This is a genomic window from Pseudomonas sp. NPDC012596 (genome assembly GCF_042902325.1).
Lineage (GTDB): Bacteria > Pseudomonadota > Gammaproteobacteria > Pseudomonadales > Pseudomonadaceae > Aquipseudomonas.
This window is the reverse complement of record NZ_JBIBEB010000002.1, coordinates 144310-169054: the sequence shown is the minus strand read 5'-3', so window position 1 is coordinate 169054 and position 24745 is coordinate 144310. Positions and strand designations below refer to the sequence as shown.

The 24745-nt window shown below is 60.7% G+C and carries 23 protein-coding genes; 12 read left to right on the top strand and 11 right to left on the bottom strand.

Annotated elements, in window-relative coordinates:
* Positions 1-48: 48 nt before the first annotated feature.
* A complete protein-coding gene (gene oadA / locus ACFY68_RS03300) occupies positions 49-1857 on the bottom strand; it encodes a sodium-extruding oxaloacetate decarboxylase subunit alpha (protein ID WP_346612703.1) in 1809 nt (602 codons plus the stop codon).
* 11 nt (positions 1858-1868) lie between these two features.
* A complete protein-coding gene (locus ACFY68_RS03295) occupies positions 1869-3284 on the bottom strand; it encodes an acetyl-CoA carboxylase biotin carboxylase subunit (protein WP_346612704.1) in 1416 nt (471 codons plus the stop codon).
* A gap of 203 nt (positions 3285-3487) precedes the next feature.
* Between ACFY68_RS03295 and ACFY68_RS03290 the strand changes: the two genes are divergently transcribed.
* Complete coding sequence (locus ACFY68_RS03290) at positions 3488-4435, top strand: LysR family transcriptional regulator (protein WP_387523793.1); 948 nt, start codon at positions 3488-3490, stop codon at positions 4433-4435.
* Here the strand turns inward: ACFY68_RS03290 and ACFY68_RS03285 are convergent.
* A complete protein-coding gene (locus tag ACFY68_RS03285) occupies positions 4377-4595 on the bottom strand; it encodes a PA3496 family putative envelope integrity protein (protein ID WP_346612705.1) in 219 nt (72 codons plus the stop codon). The two genes, ACFY68_RS03290 and ACFY68_RS03285, sit on opposite strands and share 59 nt — an antisense overlap.
* 115 nt (positions 4596-4710) lie before the next feature.
* The gene (gene hexR / locus ACFY68_RS03280) at positions 4711-5577 is read right to left on the bottom strand and encodes a transcriptional regulator HexR (protein WP_346612706.1); all 867 of its coding nucleotides are present in this window, start codon (positions 5575-5577) and stop codon (positions 4711-4713) included.
* 103 nt (positions 5578-5680) lie between these two features.
* On the opposite strand from hexR, the gene zwf reads away from it, so the two are divergent.
* The 5 genes from zwf to ACFY68_RS03255 all read left to right on the top strand — a co-directional run bounded on the left by zwf (position 5681) and on the right by ACFY68_RS03255 (position 11443).
* A complete protein-coding gene (gene zwf / locus ACFY68_RS03275; RefSeq protein WP_387523235.1) occupies positions 5681-7123 on the top strand; it encodes a glucose-6-phosphate dehydrogenase in 1443 nt (480 codons plus the stop codon).
* Between the two features lie 142 nt (positions 7124-7265).
* Positions 7266-7583, top strand: coding sequence for a hypothetical protein (locus tag ACFY68_RS03270; RefSeq protein WP_387523233.1), 318 nt, complete (start codon positions 7266-7268; stop codon positions 7581-7583).
* Between the two features lie 135 nt (positions 7584-7718).
* On the top strand, positions 7719-9908 hold the full coding sequence (gene uvrD, locus ACFY68_RS03265; RefSeq protein ID WP_387523231.1) for a DNA helicase II: 2190 nt from the start codon (positions 7719-7721) through the stop codon (positions 9906-9908).
* A gap of 158 nt (positions 9909-10066) precedes the next feature.
* Positions 10067-10921 carry a TIM44-like domain-containing protein gene (locus ACFY68_RS03260; RefSeq protein WP_346612710.1) on the top strand — a complete coding sequence of 285 codons (855 nt, stop codon included), beginning with the start codon at positions 10067-10069 and terminating at the stop codon, positions 10919-10921.
* A gap of 114 nt (positions 10922-11035) precedes the next feature.
* Positions 11036-11443 carry an SMI1/KNR4 family protein gene (locus ACFY68_RS03255; RefSeq protein ID WP_346612711.1) on the top strand — a complete coding sequence of 136 codons (408 nt, stop codon included), beginning with the start codon at positions 11036-11038 and terminating at the stop codon, positions 11441-11443.
* Between the two features lie 134 nt (positions 11444-11577).
* On the opposite strand, the gene ACFY68_RS03250 is transcribed toward ACFY68_RS03255, so the two are convergent.
* Positions 11578-13338 carry a cation:proton antiporter gene (locus tag ACFY68_RS03250; protein ID WP_387523228.1) on the bottom strand — a complete coding sequence of 587 codons (1761 nt, stop codon included), beginning with the start codon at positions 13336-13338 and terminating at the stop codon, positions 11578-11580.
* Positions 13339-13660: 322 nt separating this feature from the next.
* Here ACFY68_RS03250 and ACFY68_RS03245 point away from each other — a divergent pair, with 322 nt between their 5' ends.
* A complete protein-coding gene (locus ACFY68_RS03245) occupies positions 13661-14146 on the top strand; it encodes an acyl-CoA thioesterase (RefSeq protein ID WP_346612713.1) in 486 nt (161 codons plus the stop codon).
* Here the strand turns inward: ACFY68_RS03245 and pdxY are convergent.
* Positions 14143-15015, bottom strand: coding sequence for a pyridoxal kinase PdxY (gene pdxY, locus ACFY68_RS03240; RefSeq protein ID WP_387523226.1), 873 nt, complete (start codon positions 15013-15015; stop codon positions 14143-14145). The two genes, ACFY68_RS03245 and pdxY, sit on opposite strands and share 4 nt — an antisense overlap.
* Positions 15016-15135: 120 nt before the next feature.
* Between pdxY and ACFY68_RS03235 the strand changes: the two genes are divergently transcribed.
* Positions 15136-15528, top strand: a complete 393-nt coding sequence (locus ACFY68_RS03235) for a DUF3301 domain-containing protein (RefSeq protein WP_346612715.1) — start codon at positions 15136-15138, stop codon at positions 15526-15528.
* Here the strand turns inward: ACFY68_RS03235 and ACFY68_RS03230 are convergent, their stop codons facing one another.
* The 3 genes from ACFY68_RS03230 to zigA are packed head-to-tail and all read right to left on the bottom strand — an operon-like array spanning position 15529 to position 18371.
* Positions 15529-16500, bottom strand: coding sequence for a CobW family GTP-binding protein (locus ACFY68_RS03230; RefSeq protein WP_387523224.1), 972 nt, complete (start codon positions 16498-16500; stop codon positions 15529-15531). It lies immediately after the preceding gene.
* Between the two features lie 39 nt (positions 16501-16539).
* Positions 16540-17166: a DUF1826 domain-containing protein gene (locus ACFY68_RS03225; protein ID WP_387523222.1), complete on the bottom strand. Its 627-nt coding sequence runs from the start codon at positions 17164-17166 to the stop codon at positions 16540-16542.
* Positions 17163-18371 carry a zinc metallochaperone GTPase ZigA gene (gene zigA / locus ACFY68_RS03220; protein WP_387523220.1) on the bottom strand — a complete coding sequence of 403 codons (1209 nt, stop codon included), beginning with the start codon at positions 18369-18371 and terminating at the stop codon, positions 17163-17165. The genes ACFY68_RS03225 and zigA overlap by 4 nt, the downstream gene beginning before the upstream one ends.
* A 112-nt stretch (positions 18372-18483) precedes the next feature.
* Here zigA and ACFY68_RS03215 point away from each other — a divergent pair, with 112 nt between their 5' ends.
* Positions 18484-18864, top strand: a complete 381-nt coding sequence (locus ACFY68_RS03215; protein WP_346612719.1) for a glutamine synthetase — start codon at positions 18484-18486, stop codon at positions 18862-18864.
* Positions 18865-18891: 27 nt separating this feature from the next.
* Entirely contained in the window at positions 18892-19779 is an 888-nt protein-coding gene (gene folE2, locus ACFY68_RS03210; protein ID WP_387523218.1) for a GTP cyclohydrolase FolE2, read from the top strand.
* Positions 19780-19783: 4 nt separating this feature from the next.
* Here folE2 and ACFY68_RS03205 read toward each other — a convergent pair whose 3' ends face one another.
* Positions 19784-20311, bottom strand: coding sequence for a DUF3617 domain-containing protein (locus ACFY68_RS03205; protein WP_346612721.1), 528 nt, complete (start codon positions 20309-20311; stop codon positions 19784-19786).
* 131 nt (positions 20312-20442) lie between these two features.
* On the opposite strand from ACFY68_RS03205, the gene cls reads away from it, so the two are divergent.
* Positions 20443-21882 carry a cardiolipin synthase gene (gene cls / locus ACFY68_RS03200; RefSeq protein ID WP_387523215.1) on the top strand — a complete coding sequence of 480 codons (1440 nt, stop codon included), beginning with the start codon at positions 20443-20445 and terminating at the stop codon, positions 21880-21882.
* A gap of 36 nt (positions 21883-21918) precedes the next feature.
* On the opposite strand, the gene cfaB is transcribed toward cls, so the two are convergent.
* Positions 21919-23109 (bottom strand): C17 cyclopropane fatty acid synthase CfaB, encoded by a 1191-nt coding sequence (gene cfaB / locus ACFY68_RS03195; RefSeq protein ID WP_346612723.1) that lies wholly within the window; start codon positions 23107-23109, stop codon positions 21919-21921.
* Between the two features lie 199 nt (positions 23110-23308).
* Between cfaB and lpdA the strand changes: the two genes are divergently transcribed.
* The gene (gene lpdA / locus ACFY68_RS03190; RefSeq protein WP_387523213.1) at positions 23309-24709 is read left to right on the top strand and encodes a dihydrolipoyl dehydrogenase; all 1401 of its coding nucleotides are present in this window, start codon (positions 23309-23311) and stop codon (positions 24707-24709) included.
* Positions 24710-24745: the final 36 nt, after the last annotated feature.

Below are 24745 nucleotides of genomic sequence, written 5' to 3'. Positions count from 1 at the left end.
GGAGCATCCGCTCCCCAGAGGTTAACCGCTTGTAGATGAGGGCTTCTGTCAGCCCTCGATCTCGATCAGGATCTCACCCGGCGTAACGCGATCGCCCTTGGCGACATGGATGGCCACGACCTTGCCGGCGATGGCTGCCTGCACTTCGGTTTCCATCTTCATCGCTTCGGTGATCAGCACGGCCTGGCCGGCCTTGACCGTGTCGCCTTCCTTGACCAGTACATCGACGATGTTGCCTGGCATGGTGGTGCTGACATGGCCTGGGGCGCTGGCTTGCTTGCGCTTGCTGCTGCCGCCGCCGACGAACTCGTTGAGTGGCTCGAACACCACTTCTTCCGGCATGCCGTCGATCGACAGGTAGAAGTGGCGCTTGCCTTCGGCCTTGACGCCTACACCGGTGATGTCGACGCGGTAGGTTTCGCCGTGCACGTCGATGACGAACTCGGTCGGCACGCCTTCACCGCCAGGGGCGGCAACTGCGCCGGCTTCAGGGATCGGCAACAGGGCTTCAGGGGTCAGGGTGCCGGCTTCGCGTTCTTCGAGGAACTTGCGGCCAATGTCCGGGAACATGGCGAAGGTCAGCACGTCCTCTTCACTGCGCGCCAGCGCACCGATGTCGGCACGCAGCTTGGCCATTTCCGGCTTGAGCAGGTCGGCCGGGCGCACGTCGATCACGTCTTCGCTGCCAATCGCCTGGCGGCGCAGCTGTTCATTGACCACACCCGGCGCCTTGCCGTAACCACCTTGCAGGTACAACTTCACTTCGTTGGTGATGGTCTTGTAGCGCTCACCGGCCAGCACGTTGAAGAACGCTTGGGTGCCAACGATCTGCGAGGTCGGGGTCACCAGCGGCGGGAAGCCGAGGTCTTCGCGCACCCGCGGGATTTCGGCCAGCACTTCGTTCATGCGGTTCAGCGCGCCCTGCTCCTTGAGCTGGTTGGCCAGGTTGGAAATCATCCCGCCCGGCACCTGGTTGACCTGCACGCGGGTGTCCACGGCGGTGAACTCGCTCTCGAACTGGTGGTACTTCTTGCGCACGGCGTAGAAGTACAGGCCGATCTCCTGCAACAGCTCCAGGTCCAGGCCAGTGTCGAACTCGCTGCCCTTGAGCGCAGCGACCATCGATTCGGTACCCGGGTGGCTGGTGCCCCAGGCGAAGCTGGAGATGGCGGTGTCGATGTGATCAGCGCCATTTTCAACAGCCTTGAGCTGGCACATGGCGGCCAGGCCAGCGGTGTCGTGGGAGTGGATGAACACCGGCAGCGATTGCTCGGCCTTCAGCGCCTTGACCAGCTCGCCGGTGGCGTAAGGGGTCAGCAGGCCGGCCATGTCCTTGATCGCCACCGAGTCGCAGCCCATGGCTTCCATCTGCTTGGCCTGGTTCACGAAGGCCTCGATGGTGTGCACCGGGCTGGTGGTGTAGGCGATGGTGCCTTGGGCATGCTTGCCGGCAGCCTTCACTGCCTCGATGGCCACACGCAGGTTACGCACATCGTTCATGGCGTCGAAGATGCGGAACACGTCGATGCCGTTGACCGCAGCCTTGGCCACGAACGCTTTGACCACGTCATCGCTGTAGTGGCGGTAGCCCAGCAGGTTCTGACCGCGCAGGAGCATCTGCAGGCGGGTGTTGGGCAAGGCGTTGCGCAGCTTGCGCAGTCGCTCCCACGGGTCTTCCTTGAGGAAGCGCACGCAGGCGTCGAAGGTTGCGCCGCCCCACACTTCGAGCGACCAGTAGCCGACCTTGTCGAGCTTGTCGCAGATCGGCAGCATATCTTCGGTACGCATGCGGGTGGCCAGCAGGGACTGGTGGGCGTCGCGCAGGATCGTGTCGGTTACGTGGATTTTCTTGGACATTATTGGATTCCTCACAGGCCTGCGTGGGCGGCGATGGCGGCGGCGATGGCCAGGGCCAGCTCTTCGGGTTTGCGCTTGATCGAGTAGTTGGTCAGTTCAGGGTGGCTTTCGACGAAGCTGGTGTTGAACTGGCCGCTACGGAATTCTGGATTGCGCAGGATCTCCTGGTAGTACGCGGCGGTGGTCTTCACCCCTTGCACGCGCATGTCATCCAGGGCCCGCAGGCCGCGGTCCATGGCTTCTTCCCAGGTCAACGCCCAAACCACCAGTTTCAGGCACATGGAGTCGTAGAACGGCGGAATGGTGTAGCCGGTGTAGATGGCTGTGTCGGTGCGCACGCCCGGGCCGCCGGGGGCGTAGTAACGGGTGATCTTGCCGAAGCTGGGCAGGAAGTTGTTCTTCGGGTCTTCGGCGTTGATGCGGAACTGCAACGCGAAGCCGCGGTGTTGGATGTCTTCCTGCTTGACCGACAGCGGCAGGCCCGAGGCGATGCGGATCTGCTCACGGACAATGTCGATACCGGTGATTTCTTCGGTGATGGTGTGTTCCACCTGCACGCGGGTGTTCATCTCCATGAAGTACACCTCGCCCTCGGCGAGCAGGAACTCCACGGTACCGGCGTTCTCGTAGTTCACCGCCTTGGCCGCACGCACCGCCAGGTCGCCGATGTAGGCGCGCTGTTCGGGGGTGAGCTGCGGGCTCGGGGCAATTTCGATGAGCTTCTGGTTACGGCGCTGGATCGAGCAGTCGCGCTCGAACAGATGCACCACGTTGCCGAAGCTGTCACCGAGGATCTGCGCTTCGATGTGCTTTGGGTTGACGATGCACTTTTCCAGGAACACTTCCGCCGAACCGAAGGCTTTGGTGGCCTCGGAAATAACCCGGGGGAAGTTTTGCTCCAGTTCTTCCCGGCTGTTGCATCGGCGAATACCACGCCCGCCGCCGCCCGAGGTGGCCTTGAGCATCACCGGGTAGCCGATGCGCTCGCCTTCACTCAGGGCTTCGTGGATGTCGGCAACGTTGCCTTCGGTACCAGGGGTCACGGGCACCCCGGCCTGGATCATGGTGCGGCGCGCTTCGGTCTTGTCGCCCATGCGGCGAATGACCTCGGCTGCCGGGCCGATGAACTTGATCCCGCGCTCGGCGCAGATCTCTGCCAGTTCGGCGTTTTCCGACAGGAAACCATAGCCCGGGTGCAGGGCATCACAGCCGGTTTCGACAGCAAGGTTTACCAGCTTGCGCGGGTTCAGGTAGCCGGCCAGCGGCTCGGCACCAATGCTGTAGGCCTCGTCGGCGCGCTTGACGTGCAAGGCGTGACGGTCGGCGTCGGAATAGATCGCGACAGAGCGAATGCCCATCTCAGCGCAGGCACGCACGATCCGCACTGCGATTTCACCCCGGTTGGCGATCAGGATTTTTTTTATCACTGGAGTCTTCCCAAAGCCGTAGGAACAGTCGAGCCGGTTCTACCGGTCGGCGCGTGACCAGACGTCGCTGGCCAGTCGCGTATTCACCCTAGCGCTGTAGGTCGATAAACAAAAATCAATATTTGTTAGGGGCTGTATTAGCAAAAGCTTATAGTTGGGTAACAAGGTTTTGCCGGAGCGGGTGTAAAATGCGTAAGTCATTGATGCGTATGACTTTGCGTCAATTGCAGATCTTTAACGAAGTGTGTGATTTACGCTCGTATAGCCGTGCAGCGGAAGAGATGGCGCTGACGCAGCCCGCCGTTAGTCTACAGATCCGCCAGCTGGAGGAGCTGGTTGGGCAGCCGTTGTTTGAGTATGTCGGCAAAAAACTCTACCTGACCGAGGCCGCCGAGGCGCTGCAACGCGCCAGCCGGGATATTTTCGGGCGCCTGGAAAGCCTCGACATGCAGCTGTCGGACATGCAGGGCTCACTGCAAGGGCAGCTTAAACTGGCGATCGAATCCAGCGCCAAGTACTTCGTGCCGCACCTGTTCGCCGCCTTCAAGCAGCGCCACCCGGAGGTCAACCTGACCCTCACGGTGGTCAACCGCGCTCAGGCGATCCGGCGCCTTTCCGATAACCGCGACGACTTGATCATCATGTCGATGGTGCCGCAGGACATGGGCCTGGAGTTTCTGCCGTTTCTGAACAACCCGATCGTCGCCGTGGCGCCGCCGGACCATGCCCTGTGCAAGCTTGAGCAACTGCGCCTGCAAGACCTGGAGCCTCATACCTTGCTGGTCCGTGAACAGGGTTCGGGTACACGCAAGGCCTGCGAGGAGTACTTCAAGGACAAGCGCGTGCACTTCACCCAGACGCTTGAAGTGGCCTCGGCAGATGCCCAGCGCGAATGCGTGATCGCAGGCCTGGGCATTGCCCTGTTGACCCGCCATGCCGTCAATATGGAATTGGCTGCAGGGGTGCTCAGGGAATTGCCGGTGGAGGAATTGCCCCTGTATCGCAGCTGGTGCGTGGTGCAGGCCAAGGCCAAGCGGCAGTCGCCGGTGGCCTTGGCGTTCCTGGCGTTCATCCGCAGCGAGCGTGCGCTGATCAGCGCGCTTGTTGAACGTTTTTCGGGGAAGCCGCTGCTGAAGCCTGCCACACCGTGAGCTCTTGCAGCTCTGGGTAGTCCGCCAAGTCGCGGAGCAGTTGTCGCTGGTCGCAATAGCTTTCAATCGCGCGGCGGTACTCCATGCGGCGCTGATCCCTTTCCTGCTGTTTGCGAGCCTTGGCGTTGGGTAGGTACGAGCCATCGAAATCACGAGCCATGCCTGTCTCCCTGATCGAGTGCGAGGAGCTTCAGACTGGCTTCAATGGTTTACCGTTTTGCTGAGAAATGGTGACAAATCGGTGAAATTTGCAGCTTCTGCCTATACACCCTCTATCAGTCGTCCATCGCCTTGATCGACTTAGGTGACAACCGCAGGCTGCGCAAGCTGCGCTTGACGCTCTTCAGGTGATTGACCAGGCTCGGCCCTCGGGCCATGGCCACGCCCATGGCCAGCACGTCGATCACCACCAGGTGGGCGATACGCGAGGTCAACGGGGTGTAGATTTCGGTGTCCTCGTGTACATCGATCGCCAGGTTGACGGTAGACAGCTCCGCCAATGGGGTTTGGCTCGGGCACAAGGTGATCAGGTTGGCGCCGCTCTCACGCACCAGGTTGGCAGTAATCAGCAAATCCTTGGATCGGCCGGACTGAGAAATGCACACCGCCACGTCACCCGGTTTGAGCGTGACCGCCGACATCGCCTGCATGTGCGGGTCGGAATAGGCCGCAGCACTCAGTAGCAGCCGGAAGAACTTGTGCTGAGCGTCAGCCGCTACCGCGCCGGATGCACCGAAACCATAAAACTCTACACGCTGCGCCTGTGCCATGGCACTCACCGCGCGCTGCAACGCCTGCGGGTCGAGGTGCTCTCGCACTTCCATCAGGGTGTGCAGGGTGGTGTCGAAAATCTTCAGGCTGTAGTCGGCAACCGAGTCGTCTTCATGGATCGCAAACTGACCGAAACTGGCGCCAGCGGCCAGGCTCTGCGCCAGCTTGAGCTTGAGGTCCTGAAAGCCCGAACAGCCAATCGCCCGGCAGAAGCGCACGATGGTCGGCTCGCTGATGCCCACGTTGTGCGCCAGGTCGGCCATCGAGCTGTGCATGACGGCAGCCGGGTCTAGCAGCACATGGTCTGCCACTTTCAATTCCGATTTGCGCAGCAGGTGGCGCGATTGGGCGATATGTTGCAACAGATTCACAGGCTGGACTCGGTTATGATCGGCTGGCCGGGATGTAGCTTTCTTGTAGTTATACTACATGGACGCCAACCCGCCCAGTTAAACGAATGTGGAGAGTGGCGGTTTGACGATTCCTTGCGACATTCTGGTGTTCGGCGGCACCGGCGATCTGGCCCTGCATAAACTGCTACCAGCGCTCTATCACCTGTACCGCGAGACGCGTCTGAACCCCGCCGTGCGCGTCATTGCCCTGGCCCGGCGCAACATAACGCGCAACGAATACCTTAGGCTCGCAGAACGCCACTGCCGGGCGCAGATCGCCCGAAACGACTTCGACGAAGACGTATGGCAACGCTTTTGCGCGCGCCTGGACTACTTCGCCATGGATGCTGCGCAGAGCGCCGATTTCGGCCGGCTGGCGCGCTACCTCGGCGAACCTGGTGGGCTGGCGCGCATTTATTACCTGGCCACCGCGCCCAACCTGTTCGTGCCGATTGCCAATAACCTGCGCGTGGCCGGGCTCGCGGACCACGAAGCGCGCATCGTGCTTGAAAAACCGATCGGCCATTCGCTGGAGTCGGCCACCGCCATCAACGAAGCGATCGGCGCGGTATTCGACGAATCCCAGGTATTTCGGATCGACCACTACCTGGGCAAGGAGACGGTACAGAACCTCATGGCCCTGCGCTTCGCCAATGCGCTGCTTGAACCGGTGTGGCGCAACGGGCAGGTCGATCATGTACAGATCAGCGTCTGCGAAACTCTCGGTGTGGAGAACCGTGGCGGCTACTACGACCGCGCTGGAGCAACACGCGACATGCTGCAGAACCACTTGCTGCAGCTGCTATGCCTGGTGGCCATGGAGCCGCCCGCGCAGTTCGAAGCCGAGGCGGTGCGCGACGAGAAGGTGAAGATCCTGCGTGCCCTCAAGCCGATCACAGGCCAAGATGTGCAGGACAAGACCGTGCGCGGCCAATACGGTGCGGGGCGAATCGGCGGCCAGGAAGTGCCTGCCTATTACTTCGAGAAAGACGTGGACAACGACAGCGACACCGAAACCTTCGTCGCCGTGCACGCCCACATCGACAACTGGCGCTGGGCCGGCGTGCCTTTCTACCTGCGCACTGGCAAACGCATGGCGCGTCGTTCGTCGCAGATCGTCATTCAGTTCAAGCCCGTGCCGCATGAGCTGTTCAGCGGTGGCCAGGTCAACCAGCTACTGATCCAGTTGCAGCCGGACGAGCGCATCAGCCTGCGCATGATGACCAAGAGCCCGGGCAAGGGCATGCGCCTGGAGCCGGTCGACCTCGACCTCAACCTGGCGCAAGTCTTCGGCCAGACCCGTCGCTGGGAGGCCTACGAGCGCTTGCTGCTGGATGTACTGGAGGGGGACTCTACCCTGTTCATGCGGCGCGACGAAGTTGAAGCCGCATGGGCCTGGATAGACCCGATCATCCAGGGCTGGGAGGATCATTTTCAAGCACCTCGCCCCTATGCCGCAGGTAGCACAGGCCCGGATCAAGCCAACAGCCTGCTGGCACACCAGGGCAGAACCTGGCACAGCTGAAGCCATTGCCGATTTCACCTAAGCATGAAGGTGGCGGCAAACGTTGGCACAGAAGAAAGCCGTCCCCATCCCAATGCTCCCGTGCAGCAGAGAAAGTCGCATTGCGCCTCTGGGCGTAAACTCAACTGCCAAGGGATCCATCATGAGCAAAATCGAAAATCTGTATGCGTATAACCTTGAAGTTCCAGGTCAACCGACTTGCTTTGAAGTTCAGGGAACGGTGACCGTTGCCCACCCGGGGGTAGAGCCTGTTCTGGTAGAACCCAAGATACGTCACAGAGGTGGCTGGGAAGTGCTTCAGCTTAAGCTGGAGGACAAGGGGGGAATGAACCTTCAGGTTCTTACCGAGAAACCGGTATTTTACCGGCGCGAACGTGCAAGCTCGTGGAAAAGGCTGGAAATCATCCAGGCCGACGGGCCGCAAATGGTCGAGATCGGGCACCGTGTAGCCATCGACTGAGCCTGACAGTGCCAGATCGCTGAGAGCGGTTTGGCATTGTGCTGCAGCCAGAACCCGATGAGCGACACCCCATGAAGGTGAACATTTATACAGTAGGCGTTTGCCCCTTAACCGGCCTGCCCCTAGAATGGCCGGATGCACACAGATGACCTCTCCCTCCTGCTGAATTCCCTCAACGATGCCCAACGCCAGGCCGTCGCGGCCACGCTCGGGCGTCAACTGGTGCTTGCTGGCGCCGGCTCCGGTAAAACCCGCGTGCTGGTGCACCGCATCGCCTGGCTCATCCAGGTCGAGCAGGCCTCGCCGCACTCGATCCTGTCGGTGACCTTCACCAACAAGGCCGCCGCCGAGATGCGCCAGCGTATCGAGCAACTGTTGGGCATCAACCCTGCCGGCATGTGGGTGGGCACCTTCCACGGCCTGGCGCACCGGCTGTTGCGGGCACATTGGCAGGAAGCGCGGCTGGTGCAGAACTTCCAGATTCTGGACAGCGATGACCAGCAGCGGCTGGTCAAGCGGGTGATCCGCGAGCTTGGCCTCGACGAGCAGCGCTGGCCGGCACGCCAGGCCCAGTGGTTCATCAACGGGCAGAAGGACGAAGGCCTGCGCCCGCAGCATATCCAGGCCAGCGGCGACCTGTTCCTGGGCACCATGCGCGGCATCTATGAGGCCTACGAGCAGGCCTGCGAACGCGCCGGGGTCATCGACTTTTCCGAACTGCTGCTGCGCGCCCTCGACCTGTGGCGCGACAACCCAGGCCTGCTCGAGCACTACCAGCGGCGCTTCCGTCACCTGCTGGTGGACGAGTTCCAGGACACCAACGCCGTGCAGTACGCCTGGCTGCGCCTGCTGGCTGGCAGCGGCGGCGGCAGCCTGATGGCCGTTGGCGACGACGACCAGTCGATCTACGGCTGGCGCGGCGCCAAGATTGAGAACATTCACCAGTACACGGCCGACTTCCCCGACGCCGAAATGATCCGCCTGGAGCAGAACTACCGCTCCACCAGTGGCATCCTCAAGGCGGCCAACGCCTTGATCGCCAATAACAGCGGGCGCCTGGGCAAAGAACTGTGGACTGACCTGGGCGAAGGCGAGCCGCTCACCCTGTATGCGGCTTATAACGAGCACGACGAAGCGCGCTACGTGGTCGAGACCATCGAGAGCCTGATCAAGCAAGGCAGCTCACGCAACGAAATCGCCATCCTGTACCGCTCCAACGCCCAGTCGCGGGTGCTGGAAGAGGCCCTGCTGCGCGAACGCATCCCCTACCGCATCTATGGCGGCCAGCGCTTCTTCGAGCGTGCCGAAATCAAGAACGCCATGGCCTACCTGCGCCTGCTGGAAGGCCGTGGCAACGACGCGGCCCTGGAGCGCGTAATCAATGTGCCGCCGCGCGGCATTGGCGAGAAGACCGTCGAAGCCATTCGCGAGCACGCCCGCCACAGCCAGCTGTCGATGTGGGGGGCCATGTGCCAACTACTCGCCGCCAAAGCCCTCAAAGGCCGTGCCGCCAGTGCGCTGGGCGCGTTCATCGAACTGATCGAGAATCTGTCGGGCAAAGTCGCAGACATGCCGCTGCACACCATGACCCAGACGGTCATCGAGCAGTCTGGCCTGATCATCTATCACCAGGAAGAAAAGGGTGAAAAGGGCCAGGCACGGGTAGAAAACCTTGAGGAACTGGTCAGCGCCGCGCGCAACTTCGAAACCAGCGACGATGACGGTGACCTCTCGCCGCTGTCGGCGTTCCTCGGCCATGCCTCGCTGGAAGCCGGTGAAGCACAGGCTGACGAGCACGAAGACAGCATCCAGCTGATGACACTGCACAGCGCCAAGGGCCTGGAATTCCCCTATGTGTTCCTGGTGGGCATGGAAGAAGGCCTGTTCCCGCACAAGATGAGCCTGGAAGAGCCCGGCCGTCTTGAAGAGGAACGCCGCCTGGCGTATGTGGGTATTACCCGCGCCATGCGCCAGCTGTTCATGACTTATGCCGAAACGCGCCGCCTGTATGGCAGTGAGACCTACAACAAGGTGTCACGCTTCGTACGGGAAATACCGGCGGGCCTGGTTCAGGAAGTGCGCCTTTCCAACAGCGTCAGCCGCCCGTTCGGCGGCGCCAAGGCCACAGGCGCCAGCAGCCTGTTCGCCAATGCCAATATTCCGCAGACCTCGTTCAACCTCGGCCAGCGGGTACAGCATTCGGTCTTTGGCGAAGGCGTGATCCTCAACTTCGAAGGTTCCGGTGCCCAGGCGCGGGTGCAGGTGAACTTCGCCGAAGGCAGCAAGTGGCTGATGCTGGGGTATGCCAAGCTCGAGGCCATCTGAAGCCGCACCGGCCCTGTCCGCGGGCAGCCCCGCGACAGGCCGGACCTGGCTGCTTGTAACATTCAGGCAAAAGCTCGAAACATTATGTCGCTGGTCATGTGCCGGGGAACCTGTGCAACATGACGCGCGTGCAATCCACAACAGGGGATATCCCATTTATGCAACGTTTTCTTAGCATCGCACTGGCGCTCTGCGTCGGCCTGACGCTGAGCCTGGACGCCAACGCCAAGCGCTTCGGCGGCGGCAAGAGCTCGGGCTCCGCGCCTATTCACCAGACTCGCCAGGCTACGCCAACCACGCCTGCCGCCGCGCCGACCGCTCCGGGCCGCGCTCCGGCCGCCGCCAGCGGTGCTTCGCGCTGGCTGGGCCCACTCGCCGGCCTCGCCGCTGGTGGCCTGCTGGCATCCATGTTCATGGGTGACGGCTTCGAAGGCTTGCAGATCATGGACTTCCTGATCGTCGCCTTGATCGCCTTCCTGGTGTTCCGCTTCATCGCCGCGCGACGTCGTCAGCAGCAGCCGCAAATGGCCGCTCCGGGCCACGCGCCGTTCCAGCGTGAAGCGCACGGCCAGCCTGCCCAGCCGTCGATCTTCGGTGGTTCGGCCGCACCCGCCGCTGCAGCTGCGCCGGTAATCAACGCCCCGGCCTGGTTCAACGAGCAGAGCTTCCTGGCCGCGGCCCAAAGCCACTTCCAGTCGCTGCAGCAGCACTGGGATGCCAACGAGATGGACAAGATTGCCGAGTTCGTGACACCGCAGATGCTTGAGTTCCTCAAGCGTGAGCGCGCTGACCTGGGTGATGGCTTCCAGGCCACGTACATCGACAACCTCGAAGTGCAATTGGATGGCGTGGACGATCGCGCCGACCGTACCGACGCCACCCTGACCTTCCGTGGCGTGTCGAAGACCTCGCGCTTCGACCAGGGCGAAGCCTTCAGCGAAAGCTGGCACATGGTTCGTGCCCAGGGCGAGAACCAGCCTTGGCTGGTTGCCGGTATCCGCCAAAACGGCTAACCGACGCACGTTGCACAAAAAACCCCGGGCCTGCCCCGGGGTTTTTGCTTTTGCCAGACCGGCCTACTAGGGTATAACGCGCAGCGTTGTCATCAAGGTAAGAGGATACGAACCGTGGAAGAAGTGATCGAACAACTCCGTGAAGCCAATGAGCCGGTACCGGTACCCCTGGAGCTTCCCGATGAAGACCAGCTGGTCGAGGTCGAGGAACAGCTGTTCATCAACATTCCATTCGTGTTCAAAGAGTTTCTGCTGACCGTCAGCGACGTGGTGTACGGCTCGCTGGAGCCGGTGACCGTCACCGACCCACAGTCGCATACCTATCTGCCTGAAGTCGCGGCCAGTGCCTGGGATGCAGGCGTTCCGCGCGAACTGATACCGATCTGCCAGGACGGTGATGATTACTACTGCGTGGAAGAAGACGGCACCGTGGTGCTCTGGTCCGCTGAAGAAGAAATCGTCACCGAAGAAAGCTGGGAATCGGTCTGGCACTGGGCGCGTGACGTCTGGCTCGAAAGCTGATTCAACGCCAGCCGCGGTAAGTGACGGCCCGTAGCCATCTGTGACCGCAAGATCGCCAGGCTTTCTGCGCCTGGCGACATCGCTACCGTTTCATCCCCTCGGCCGACGGCGAAATCTCGCGCACAGGGCTGCCCTCAGTGCGAATTCTCGCGGCTGTTCTCGAGGGTTTCCAGCAAGGCGATCTGCATGCGTGAATGCACGCGGATGAACCAGCGCCAGAGCACCGCCACCACCACCGCCGCCACTACCGCGATGATAAGTAGCAGTTCGTTGGTCGGCAGGATGCTCGCCGACAATGCAGACAGCAGCAGGAAGATCACCAGCAGCGACAGCAGCGGAATCACCTCTGCCACCACACGGCGCACGCGCTGGGTATGGCGGCCGGCCATTTCAGGCTTCACGCCCATCTCGGCCAGCAACATGGAAAGCGCTTTGAGCTTGCGGTAAGCCGCAATCAGGAACGGCAGAGACAGCAGCAGCGCTGCACCCCAGATCATCGCCTTTTGCTGGCTGACATCGCTGACCCACTCACTGAGCCACGTGCCGATACGCCCGGCAAAATACCCACCGCTGAAGAAGATTGCGATCACCAGGGCCAGGTTCACCCCAACCTGCAGCAGGATGCGACGGATCATCGCCGCCAGCATCGCGCTCTCACCTTGGGGCTGAATGCTGCGTAACCACTCGCCATACAGTGAAAGCACGCGCGATAGCCGGCTTGGCATAACCTTGCCGAGCTTTATCGACAACGGGTCGGCCGCACGGATCAGGTACGGCGTTAACAAGGTAGTGATAGCCGAAACCGCCACGGCGACCGGGTAGAGGAAGTCGCTGGTCACTTGCAGCGTCATGCCCAGGGCCGCAATGATGAATGAAAATTCGCCAATCTGTGACAGCCCCATGCCTACGCGCAGCGAGGTACGCCCGTCATTGCCAGCAATGAACGCGCCCATGCCGCAAGACAGCATCTTGCCCAGTACCACGGCCAGGGTGATGACCACGATCGGCCAGGCGTAGTCGAGCAGTACCTGGGGGTCGATCATCAAGCCGATGGCGACGAAGAAGATGGCGCTAAACAGGTCGCGCACCGGTTCGATCAACCGTTCGATTTTCAGCAACTGGCGCGACTCAGCCATGATCGCACCGATCAGGAAGGCGCCCAGCACCATGCTGTACTCGAGTTTTACCACCAGCAGGCAGAAGCCAAAGCACAGCCCCAACACGGTGATCAGCAACATTTCGTTGCTCTCGAATTTCGCCACGTAGGCGAGCAGCCGCGGCACCAGCAAAATGCCGATGACCAACGCTACTATCATGAACAGCGACAGTTTACCGACTGTGGAGAACACCTCGCCGGAACTGACCGAGCCACTGACCGCGATGCCTGAAAGCAGGGCGATGATCCCGATGCCGAGGATGTCCTCGACGATCAGCACGCCGAAGATCAGCTGGGCAAAGCGCTCGTTTTTCATCTTCAGGTCGTTGAGCGCTTTGACGATGATGGTGGTCGAGGAAATCGCCAGGATCGCCCCGAGGAACAGCGAATCCATGGTGTTCCAGCCGAACCAGCGGCCAATCTCGAAACCGATCCAGATCATCAGCACGATTTCGAGGAACGCTGCAATAAACGCTGTGGCCCCCACCTTGAACAGCTTGCGCAGGCTGAACTCCAGCCCCAGGCAGAACATCAGGAAAATCACCCCCAGCTCTGCCAGGGTCTTGATCGTGTCTTCGTCGTGGATCAGGCCAAACGGTGGGGTATGCGGGCCAATGATGAAGCCGGCGACGATATAACCCAGCACCACTGGCTGCTTGAGCCGATGAAAGAGAATCGTCACCACCCCGGCGACCAGCATGATCACTGCCAGATCCTGGATGAAGCTGATGGCATGCATGGCGCGATACTCCTTTCTCGATGCCCGGGCAGACCGCTCCTCTGCCTAGGCAAACCCGAGCGAGCAGCAAGTACATACTGTATTGGATGCAGGAAGGCCCATGATGCATGGGCGTACTCAGGTTAACATCGCACCCCGCCGCAAAATGCCGGTGCAATATGTAGAAACAGATCGGCCGGTTAACGGCCCCTGATGGCATGATCGGCGTGACGACGGACCGTCAGCCAACGTCCCGTACCAGGAAGGCAAAACTTCAAGAGGGGAAACAGAAGTGTCAGCAGATACCCACCCCGATTCAGCGCAACCTCACCGTGAGCACACTATGGAACCTGGAAACGCCCAGCTGAGCATGACCGTCCTGATGACCCCGGACATGGCCAACTTTTCTGGCAACGTACATGGCGGCACCCTGCTCAAGTACCTCGATGAAGTGGCCTACGCCTGCGCCAGCCGTTATGCCGGCAGCTATGTGGTCACGTTGTCGGTCGACCAGGTGATCTTCCGCGAGCCAGTGCATGTCGGCGAGCTTGTGACGTTCCTGGCCTCGGTCAACTACACCGGCAATACCTCCATGGAGGTGGGCATCAAGGTAGTGACCGAGAACATCCGAGAGCGCTCGGTGCGCCATTCCAACAGCTGCTTCTTCACCATGGTTGCGGTCGACGACAACCGTCGCCCGGTAGCAGTACCGCCGCGCCAACCGCATTCAAGTGAAGAAAAACGCCGTTTCCTACAGGGCCAGCAGCGCCGGCAGATCCGCCAGGAGCTGGAAAAGCGTTACCAGGACCTGAAGACCGACGCGCTTTAAAACGCCAGGCGCTGCGCCTCGAAGCGTACGCGCGGATGGGCGATACGGTCTTGAGCCCGCACCAGCTGCAACTCGTAGCGGGTGCAGGCCTGGGTCTCCAGCAGTACTTCATGCACCGCCGCTGCGGTGTACTCGAACGCCTGCACCCAGCTGTCACCCAGTAGTACCCGTGCGAGGAACAGCCCTGAGGTCAAGTCGCCTACCCCGACCGGCTGGCGCGGGAATGCCAGCAGCGGGCGGCGCAGGTGCCAGCTTTCGTCTCGGGTGACTAGCAACATCTCGAACATGTCTTCGGCACGCCCCGGATAAGACAGATGCTTGACCAGCACCACCCGTGGCCCGCGCTCCAGCAGCCCACGGGCCATGCTGACGCAATCTTCCAGCGACTGCGCCCGCCGGCCGCAGAAACTGTCCAGCTCCAGCTGGTTGGGGCACAGTATGTCCGCCTGGGCCGCCGCCTCTTCCAGCAAGAACTCGCTGACCTCCTGCGGGACGATGCAGCCCTTTTCCGCGTGGCCCATGACCGGGTCGCACAGGTACAGTGCCTTCGGATTCACCGCCTTGATCCGCGCCACGCCCGCGAGTATCGCCCGGCCCTGTTCGGCGCTGCCCAAGTAGCCAGACAGCACGGCATCGCAGTGGCCCAATTCCCCGATGTTGGAAATGCCTTCCACCAGCGCAGGAATTTGCGCTGGAGCAAGCACTTCTCCTGCCCACTGGCCATACTGAGTGTGATTGGAGAACTGCACGGTATTGAGCGGCCAGACATTGACCCCGATCCGCTGCATGGGGAACACCGCGGCGCTGTTGCCAGCGTGGCCGAACACCACGTGGGACTGAATGGCGAGCAGGTGCGGGGTACGTTTCATGCGAGCGTTTTCCAAAGCTGTTTCAAGGATTGTGCGTCGCGCAGTATGAACTCGATTGCCACCTGTACGACAGACCAGGGACGCAGTTAAGCTGGATCGACCTGTTTGGAGCATATGCAAATGTTGACCCTGGAGAATCTCTTCGTCCTGATGCTGGTGGCCACGGCAGGCGCTTGGTTATGGCACAACCATGGGCTGCGCGAAAAAGCCCTGGAGCGGGTCAAACAGCACTGCGCCAAGCTTGACCTTGAGTTGCTCGACGATGCCGTCGCGCTCAAGCGCATCGCGTTCATCCGCGACGCCAACGGCAGAAAACGCCTGGCCCGTGTGTATGCCTTCGAATTCACCGTCACCGGCGAACAACGCCACCCAGGTACGGTGACCCAGTTCGGTGCCCACAGCGTGCAGATTGAACTGGCACCCTACCCGTTCGAAATCAATACCCCGCCACGCAGCGGCAACGTGATCGAGATGCAGCAGTGGCGCCAGGAGCACAATCGCTGGCGCAATTGATCACGCCACACGGCATTCATCTAATGCGGCTTGCAGGGCTTGCTGAGGTTGCGGCTGGTCGAAGATCAGCTCGATGCGCGTGTCCTTGCGCCAGTCACTCGCCTGCCAGGCTGGCAGGTCGCCGTCGAGGCCGTTGAAGGACTGCCAACCATCAGAGGTGTGGATAACACCCTTGGCCCGGCGCCAATGAAGCCCATCAAGGAAAGTCCTCAAGGCCTGTGGATAAAACTGCTGACTGGGATGCCAACGCCAACCGATGCTCCAGCCCCCGTCACCTTGCTGAGCGTGACAAATTGGCCGATGATGATCTGTCCACAGGGTAGCCAAACCTGTGGATGGACTATCCACACGGGTGTTATCCACAAAAAACGGCAAATAACGCTCTGTGGATGAAAGTGGAAGGCTGGAAATTGCTAACATCCCCTGCACTGTCCAACACCCAGCAATTTCGGCAAATTCCTTATTTATCAACAACCTATGATTTTCATCAACACCTTCGCTCTTGTTGAAAATCACCAGTGAAGTCGCTTTTAACGCCTCTAGTTGTGCACAGGGCAACTGATCACCCCGAATCAGTGCTTGAGCATCCACGACCATTACCAGCGGCTGAACCGCCAGCACACCCTTCCAGGGAGCTTGCCTCAGCTGATTCAGTAACTGCAGGGGATGCCCCAGCCCCGAAGGCTCGATGAACAAGCGATCCGGTCGAGCATTGCGCAACAGGCGGCCCAAGCCGACCTGGAACGGCGCGCCATTCACGCAGCACAGGCAACCACCTGCCACTTCCGCGATGGCGATGCCGTCTTCATCGCGGCTGAGAAGCGCCGCATCGAGGCCAACCTGGCCGAATTCATTGACCAGTACGGCCCAGCGCTCACCGGCCGGGCGCTGAGCCATCAACTGGCGAATGACGCTGGTCTTGCCAGCCCCCAGAGGGCCGGCGATGACGTGGGTAGGGATGTTCTGCAGCATGGGCCTACTTCTGGGCGGATTTCCCCCAACTATGCCCCTTCATGCCAGCCAGTCAAGGCTGAGCAGCAGGCGCCTGTCCTGGCTAGCCGGCGAGCGATGAACCAGCCCTGCACCTTCATTACCCTGCCATTTCTCGCCCTTGAGCACTGCAACATCCCCAGGTTGCAGTCTTTTAATGTTATCCACAGGCGCTGCAGCGAGATGTAAACCGACCCGTTCGATCGCCCCTTCTTCCAGCCATTCGCTTCCCGGGCCCACGTAAGTGGTCAACAGCCGCACCGGCACGTTATCCACATGGAATCGCGGGCACATTGCACCTTGCAGCACCCGTAGTCGGAGCCCCACGCGCCGGGCACCCAGCAGGCAGGTGTAGGCCGAAACCAGCCAGCGCACGTCTGCCACGAAGCTCTCGTAGCCATGCAGGTCAGCTGTCTCCCTCAGCAAATCGGGAAGTAGCACAGGCTCATGCTCACTGACATCGATTACTCGCTGGTCCGCCAGCGGTTGGCCGAGGCTGACGGCCAGCGTAGCGAAGTCTTCAAGCTGCGCTGGCAGGCGACGCTGCCAGACAGCCAAATTGACGCCATCCTGAAAAATGTCGGTCAGTACCTGAGTTGAGTGCCCTACGCTCTGGCGGATATCCACAGGCCGCAAGGCAGGCTTCATGCGGCCTCCTCGGCATGCCAGGGCCCGAACGGATCTTGCAGCCGTAACCAGCTCATCGGGCCTGCCTCCATCTCCTCATCACTCAACAAGCAGGCGTCAAGCTCTGTGGATAACTTAGCAAAATCGATGTTCTGCCCGATGAAGACCAGTTCCTGACGGCAGTCGCCGCTCTCTACTGCCCAGTGTTTGAGGATATCCGCCGTGCTCTGCTCATCCTGGGGCCAGTGCTCCTTTGGTACGAATCGCCACCAGCGCCCAGCCAATCCATGTCGCATCATGCCGCCTGCTTGCGACCAACTGCCGGCCTCCTGGAATTTGCTGGCCAGCCAGAAGAAGCCTTTCGAACGCAGCAGCCGCCCGTTGCTCCAGTCCCTGTGGATAAAGTCGAAGAAGCGCTGCGGGTGAAACGGCCTGCGGGCTTCCCAAGTGGTTGCAGCAATGCCGTACTCTTCGGTCTCTGGCACATGCTCCCCGCGCAATTCCTGCAGCCAGCCTGGCGCCTGTGCGGCCAGCTCGAAATCGAACAGGCCGGTATCTAGAATCCGCGCCAGCGGTACCTCACCCATGGCCATCGGCACGATCTGCGCCCGGGCATTGAGGCTGCGCAAAATCGCCAGCAGTTCCTCGCGCTCGTGCTGGCTGATCAGGTCGATCTTGCTCAGCAACAGCACATCGGCGAACTCGACCTGTTCGATCAGCAGATCACTGATGGAGCGCTCATCGTCATCACCCAACGTCTCACCGCGGCTCGCCAGGCTGTCGGCTGCCTGATAATCGCGCATGAAGTTCAGGCCATCGACCACCGTCACCATGGTGTCCAGGCGCGCCATGTCAGACAGGCTGCGCCCCTGCTCGTCGCGGAAGGTAAACGTTTCGGCTACAGGTAACGGCTCGGAGATGCCGGTGGATTCGATCAGCAGGTAATCGAACCGGCCTTCCTCGGCCAGCCGTGCGACTTCTTCCAGCAGGTCTTCGCGCAGGGTGCAACAGATGCAGCCGTTGCTCATCTCGACCAGTTTCTCCTCAGCACGGTTGAGGCTGACATTGCGCTGGACCTCGCTGGCATCGATGTTGATTTCACTCATGTCGTTGACGATGACGGCGACCCGCAGGTTGTCACGATTACGCAGTACATGGTTGAGCAAGGTGCTTTTGCCGGCGCCGAGAAAGCCGGACAACACGGTGACAGGAAGGCGATTGGACATGGTGAAACCTCTTCAGGCGGACGCATTCGAAACGATGCATTGCATAATGTTATAAAGTAACAATACAATTTCGCCAAGCCGTACTCGTCGGAAGATTTCTCGGGAGATGGAAATGAGCCTGTCACGTGCAGCCGCGTTGCTGCTGCTCGCCGCATCTTCGCCGCTGCTGGCCATGCCACACAGCAATGGGCTCGCGTTATGCACGCGCAGTGCAACCCTGCTGGCCTGCAGGGTTGCTGACGGCAGCTATTACAGCGTGCGCACTGAGGGCAGCCATTTCTACCTGCGCGGCTTCGATAGCGCGACTCGCCGGCTGTGGGCGCAAACCAATAGCCGCTACGGCACGCTGACATTCTTTACCGGCCTGGCCAGTGACGGCGAGGCCTGGGTTGGCTACAGCCGGCGGGTGGGCTGGACCACGCTGAACCGCGTTTCAAGTTCAACTGGCCAACGTTTCAATCTGCATTGCAGCCTGGTCGGCGGATGCCGCTGACACACATTTTTATGCCTGGTATTGCTCATGACTAGCCTGACGCTCCCTGATATCGCAGCACAGACACAGCCGCACGCAACACCACTCGATTGGGTCGGCATGTGCGGGATAGCCCTGCCAATACAATTTGATGGGCGCACAGTGGCAGCCCACGCGGATGCCGGCGTGAGCCTGGTAGATGGCTCGTCACGCGGCATCCACATGTCTCGGTTGTACATCTCATTGCAACGGTTGGAGCACCAGCCTCTGAGCCCATTGGCAATCCGTCGCTTGCTGACAGATTTCCTGGTCAGTCACCAAGGCCTGGCCGATGCGGCGTATCTGCGTCTGACCTTTGAGCACTTGCTGAAACGGCGCGCGTTGATCAGCCCATTGGCAGGCTGGAAAACTTATCCGGTAACTGTCGAGGCACGGGTCGAGAATGAAATGTTCCACGTGGAACTATTTGTCCGCGTGCCCTATTCATCCACCTGCCCCTGCTCGGCAGCACTCGCAAGGCAATTGATCCAACACCAATTCCAAGCAGATTTCGACGAGCAGGACGTGGACCGCGATGTGCTTCTGGAGTGGCTAGGCAGCAGCCAAGGCATCGTTGCCACACCTCATAGCCAACGAAGCTTTGCTGATGTCCACACCCGTTTGCGCGATAGTCTGGAGAACTTGCCTGTCACCCAGCTGATCGACTCAATCGAAGCCAGCCTGGGTACCGCTGTACAGACAGCTGTCAAGCGAGCCGATGAACAGGCGTTCGCCTTGGCCAACGGCCAGAACTTGATGTTCTGTGAAGATGCCGCGCGGCGACTGCACGTATCGCTGCGACAGCTGGATTGGTGCACGGCGTTCAAGCTGCGTGTGGAACATGCAGAAAGCCTGCATGCCCACGACGCGGTTGCCTGCAATCAATGGCAGTGGTGAACGGTCATGTGCGCGGTTTGACTGTCCCGCAGTCGCTACCCAACCAAACGGCACGGGTGTTCATGCTGCCCTGCTGCTGGACGCCCGAAGCATTGAAGGTGCCGTTAACCTGGGTAGTGAATTCCTTGTCGCTGAGGAAAGTTGCCTGCCCGCTACCCTGAGCCTTCGGGCAGCTGAATTGAAACTTCCAGACGTTACCCGTGCGGTCAGTAATCTTCTGCGTGCAACCCGACTTCGGGTCTTGCAGAGGGATGTCGTTGGTCTGCACCTGCTCCGGGGTGAGGCATGAGCGGACGCCGTTACCGCCGACAGTAACGCCCTGCTTGGCCAGCACCCCTTCCATCATTGCCCGTTGTTCTGGCGGCAGGTTCTTCAGCTGACCGAGCATGAACTGCATATCCGGCAGTGGCTTGCCATCGACCTGCATGTTGCTGGTGGTCAGCTCCCACAAGCCAGGTTGCAGCATCTGCGCATGCACCAGCGGGCTGCTCAGCCCTACAGCCAGAGCCAACAGTGGCAGACGAATCTTCATGGACGAACGCTCCTCGAAATAACCGGCTCTGTGGCCGGGCTCAGGCTTAGACGCCAAATCCGCTTTCAGGTTGCAAGGCGGGCCTGGAACGTGTTCTGTTATCCGCTGTGTATTCGGCAAGCAGGATGCGTATGGATTACCACAGCCCTTACTTCTTCGGCTACGTGCTCGGCGTCATTCACTTGCTAGGCATCATCGCTGCACTGCATGCGGTGTTCACCGTGCGTACTGCCCAAGGCGCGATTGCCTGGGCGATGTCGCTGATCTTCATCCCCTACTTCACCCTTATCCCTTACCTGGTTTTCGGCGCACGCTCTTTTTACGCTTACATCCAGGCAAGGCGCCAGGCCAACCAGGAGATGCACGTGGCCATGGCCAATCTCAACTGGCGGCCCTGGGTGGAGGAAGCGCTCACTGCGCGCGAGTCCGAGAGTTATGCGGCGTTAAGGGCCATGCCAAAACTTGGACGGATGCCTTGCCTGGCCAACAATCAGGTGAAGCTGCTGATCGATGGCAAGGCGACGTTCGATGCCATCTTCGCTGCCATCGGCCAGGCCCGGGAAGTGGTCCTGGTGCAGTTTTTCATCATCCACGACGACACCCTCGGCAAGGCACTGCAGCAACTGTTGCTGCGCAAAGCTGCCGAAGGTGTGCAGGTGTTCGTACTCTATGACCGGGTCGGAAGCCACGCCCTGCCCGCCAGTTACAGCCAGGTGCTGCGCGAGGGCGGTGTGCAGATCCACGCCTTCGCTACCCGGCGCGGATGGTTCAATCGCTTCCAGGTCAACTTCCGTAACCACCGTAAGATTGTCGTCGTCGATGGTGTGGCCGGGTTCATTGGGGGGCATAACGTCGGTGATGAATACCTGGGTGAACACCCTCGCCTTTCGCCCTGGCGTGACACCCACGTGCAGATAGGCGGGCCGGTACTGGCCTGCCTGCAAGAGTCGTTCGCCGAAGACTGGTACTGGGCAACGCGCCAGCTTCCACCGCTGATCCTGCCCGATACCTACCCGGACAATGGTGTCCTTTGCCAGGCCTTGGCCAGTGGCCCGGCAGACCCTCAGGAAACCTGTTCGCTGTTCTTCATCGAAGCCATCCATTCCGCTACCCGCCGAGTATGGATTACCAGCCCGTACTTCATCCCCGACGAGGCCGTGTTCGCTGCCTTGCGTCTGGCTGTGTTGCGCGGCGTGGATGTGCGCATCCTTATCCCGTCACGCCCGGACCACCGGATCGTCTATGCGGCCTCCAGCCTCTTCGCGTTCGAAGCGGTGCGGGCAGGCGTGCGCATGTTCCGCTATCAGCCGGGCTTTCTGCATCAGAAGGTGGTGCTGGTGGATGACGAGGTCAGCGCCATCGGCAGTGCCAACCTGGACAACCGATCGTTCCGGCTCAACTTCGAAATTACGCTGCTGACAGTCGACCGGCAGTTTGCCGATGAGGTCGAGGCGATGTTGATCGATGACTTCGAACAGGCCAGGGAAATTACTGCAGAGGACAGCCGGGATACCCACCGTATCCAGCAACTGGGGATGCGGATCGCGCGGCTGATTTCGCCCATCCTCTGACATGACCGGGGCCGCTATTGCGGCCCCGGTTTGGTTTCAACGGTAAATGTCTTCCCTGGTCCAGGGCAGATCGTGGTGGCCGTCTGCGTACGGTTTCACGGCCAGAATCTGGTGCAGGTTGATCCAGCCCTTCTGGAATGCATAGGCACAGCCCGCCAGGTACAAACGCCAGATGCGCAGGGTTTTCTCAGGCACCAGCGCCGCCGCCTTGTGCAACTGGTTCTCCAGGTTTTCACTCCAGTGGTGCAACGTCTTGGCGTAATGCAGGCGCAGGCTCTCGACGTCGACGACCTCCAGGCCTGCCTCGCAGATGTTCGCACTGATCATCGACAAGTGCGGCAGCTCGCCATTGGGGAACACATAGCGATCGATGAATTCACCCGCCCCTCTCCCCACCGGGCGGCCGTCCACATGCTTGGCGGTGATGCCGTGGTTCATCACCAGGCCACCTTCACGCACGGCGCCAAACAGCTTCTGGCAATACAGCGCCAGGTTGGCATGCCCGACATGCTCGAACATGCCGACACTCACCACTTTGTCGAACCGGCCATCCTGGGGTAGGTCGCGATAGTCGAGGATTTGCAGGTCAACCTGTTTGGCCAGACCTTCATCCTTGACCCGCTGCCGACCAAGCTTGAGTTGCTCCTTGCTCAAGGTAATGCCAAACACCCTGGCACCGTATTCCCGCGCGGCAAAGCGCGACAACCCGCCCCAACCACAACCCACATCGAGCAGGTAGTCGCCCGCCTGCAGGCGCAACTTGCGGCAGAGGTGGTCGAACTTGTCTTGCTGGGCTTGATCCAGGGTGTGGTCCGGCTCACGGAAATATGCGCAGGAATACGCCATGTCCTGGTCGAGCCAGAGTTGATAGAACGCGTTGGAAACGTCGTAGTGGTAGGAAATGGACTTGGCGTCGGTACGCTTGTCGTGGGCCAGCCGCGGTGGCGGCGCCTCGTCCTCATCCTCGCCAGCCAGCAGGGCCACACTCAGCTCGTCACATACGCGAATGGCTTCACCGATATCGCCTTCCAGCTCCAGCTTGCCTTCCACGAAAGCAGCGCCCAGCTCATCCAGGCTTGGGTGGGTCAGCTGGCTGATCAGCTGCGGCTCTTTGACCAGAATGGTCACCTGAGGGCTAGGCCCCAGATCGAACTGATTGCCGTCCCACAGTTTGAGGCGAAGTGGCAAATGCAGGCTCTGCAGTGCCGGCGGAAGTTGCGCAAGCATGAACGACCCTCCTTCTGGGCTCGATGCATGAAATTTCGAACACCACCGAAAGAGGGTAGTTCATCCGTGCAAAGTTTCCGCTAACGGCGACCAAGGTCTAGAACCATCTGATCTTATGGATATGCGAGATTGTATACAATTTAGCGCGCGCAGCTTAACCTTGTGCCCCTCTGCGCTTCTTCATCTGGAGTAAAAACTCGTGAAATCCTATGACGTGGTGATCATCGGTGGCGGCCCTGGCGGCTACAACGCGGCCATTCGCGCCGGCCAATTGGGCCTGAGCGTCGCCTGTGTGGAAGGCCGCTCTACCCTCGGCGGCACCTGCCTGAACGTTGGCTGCATGCCATCCAAGGCATTGCTGCATGCATCCGAGCTTTATGAGGCAGCCAGCGGCGCCGAGTTCGCCCACCTCGGTATCGAAGTGAAGCCAACCCTGAACCTCGCCCAGATGATGAAACAGAAGGACGAGAGCGTTAGCGGCCTTACCAAAGGCATCGAGTACCTGTTCCGCAAGAACAAGGTGGAATGGATCAAGGGCTGGGGCCGCCTGGACGGCGTAGGCAAGGTCATCGTCAAGGCCGAGGAAGGCAGCGAAACCGAGCTGCAGGCCAAGGACATCGTCATCGCTACCGGGTCCGAGCCCACTCCCCTGCCGGGCGTGACCATCGACAACCAGCGCATCATCGACTCCACCGGTGCCTTGGCGCTGCCTCAAGTGCCCAAGCACCTGGTGGTGATCGGCGCGGGCGTCATCGGCCTGGAGCTGGGTTCGGTATGGCGTCGCCTGGGTAGCCAGGTCACCGTCATCGAATACCTCGACCGCATCTGCCCGGGCACCGACGAGGAAACCGCCAAGACCCTGCAAAAGGCCCTGGCCAAGCAAGGTATGGCCTTCAAGCTCGGCAGCAAAGTGACCCAGGCCACAGCGTCGGCGGACAGTGTCAGCCTGACCCTCGAACCGGCTGCCGGCGGTGCGGCTGAAACCCTTCAGGCCGATTACGTGCTGGTCGCCATCGGCCGTCGGCCCTACACTAAAGGCCTCAACCTGGAGAGCGTCGGCCTGGAAACCGACAAACGCGGCATGCTCACCAACGAGCACCATCGCACCTCGGTGCCGGGTGTCTGGGTGATCGGCGACGTAACCTCCGGCCCGATGCTGGCGCACAAGGCCGAAGACGAAGCGGTCGCCTGCATCGAACGCATCGCCGGTAAACCCCATGAGGTCAATTACAACCTGATCCCGGGTGTGATCTACACACGCCCCGAACTGGCCAGCGTTGGCAAGACCGAAGAGCAGCTCAAGGCCGAAGGCCGTGCCTACAAGGTTGGCAAGTTCCCCTTCACCGCCAACAGCCGGGCCAAGATCAACCACGAGACCGAAGGCTTCGCCAAGGTCATCGCCGACGCCAATACCGATGAAGTCCTGGGCGTGCACCTGGTAGGCCCAAGCGTCAGCGAGATGATCGGTGAGTTCTGCGTAGCCATGGAATTCTCGGCCTCGGCCGAGGACATCGCCCTCACTTGCCACCCACATCCGACGCGTTCCGAGGCCTTGCGCCAGGCGGCGATGAACGTGGACGGGATGGCGATGCAGATCTGAGTTTCAAGGGGCTGAAATAACAAAACCCCCTTTCGG

Excerpts from the sequence above, each read along its gene's own strand:
- uvrD (WP_387523231.1), top strand. The coding sequence starts at position 7,719 with ATGCACACAGATGACCTCTCCCTCCTGCTGAATTCCCTCAACGATGCC.
- ACFY68_RS03235 (WP_346612715.1), top strand. The coding sequence starts at position 15,136 with ATGTTGACCCTGGAGAATCTCTTCGTCCTGATGCTGGTGGCCACGGCA.
- cfaB (WP_346612723.1), bottom strand. The coding sequence starts at position 23,109 with ATGCTTGCGCAACTTCCGCCGGCACTGCAGAGCCTGCATTTGCCACTT.
- ACFY68_RS03270 (WP_387523233.1), top strand. The coding sequence starts at position 7,266 with ATGAGCAAAATCGAAAATCTGTATGCGTATAACCTTGAAGTTCCAGGT.
- ACFY68_RS03225 (WP_387523222.1), bottom strand. The coding sequence starts at position 17,166 with ATGAAGCCTGCCTTGCGGCCTGTGGATATCCGCCAGAGCGTAGGGCAC.
- ACFY68_RS03230 (WP_387523224.1), bottom strand. The coding sequence starts at position 16,500 with ATGCTGCAGAACATCCCTACCCACGTCATCGCCGGCCCTCTGGGGGCT.
- zigA (WP_387523220.1), bottom strand. The coding sequence starts at position 18,371 with ATGTCCAATCGCCTTCCTGTCACCGTGTTGTCCGGCTTTCTCGGCGCC.
- pdxY (WP_387523226.1), bottom strand. The coding sequence starts at position 15,015 with ATGAAACGTACCCCGCACCTGCTCGCCATTCAGTCCCACGTGGTGTTC.
- ACFY68_RS03260 (WP_346612710.1), top strand. The coding sequence starts at position 10,067 with ATGCAACGTTTTCTTAGCATCGCACTGGCGCTCTGCGTCGGCCTGACG.
- ACFY68_RS03250 (WP_387523228.1), bottom strand. The coding sequence starts at position 13,338 with ATGCATGCCATCAGCTTCATCCAGGATCTGGCAGTGATCATGCTGGTC.
- folE2 (WP_387523218.1), top strand. The coding sequence starts at position 18,892 with ATGACTAGCCTGACGCTCCCTGATATCGCAGCACAGACACAGCCGCAC.
- ACFY68_RS03245 (WP_346612713.1), top strand. The coding sequence starts at position 13,661 with ATGGAACCTGGAAACGCCCAGCTGAGCATGACCGTCCTGATGACCCCG.
- ACFY68_RS03290 (WP_387523793.1), top strand. The coding sequence starts at position 3,488 with ATGCGTATGACTTTGCGTCAATTGCAGATCTTTAACGAAGTGTGTGAT.
- ACFY68_RS03205 (WP_346612721.1), bottom strand. The coding sequence starts at position 20,311 with ATGAAGATTCGTCTGCCACTGTTGGCTCTGGCTGTAGGGCTGAGCAGC.
- oadA (WP_346612703.1), bottom strand. The coding sequence starts at position 1,857 with ATGTCCAAGAAAATCCACGTAACCGACACGATCCTGCGCGACGCCCAC.
- ACFY68_RS03215 (WP_346612719.1), top strand. The coding sequence starts at position 18,484 with ATGAGCCTGTCACGTGCAGCCGCGTTGCTGCTGCTCGCCGCATCTTCG.
- ACFY68_RS03285 (WP_346612705.1), bottom strand. The coding sequence starts at position 4,595 with ATGGCTCGTGATTTCGATGGCTCGTACCTACCCAACGCCAAGGCTCGC.
- cls (WP_387523215.1), top strand. The coding sequence starts at position 20,443 with ATGGATTACCACAGCCCTTACTTCTTCGGCTACGTGCTCGGCGTCATT.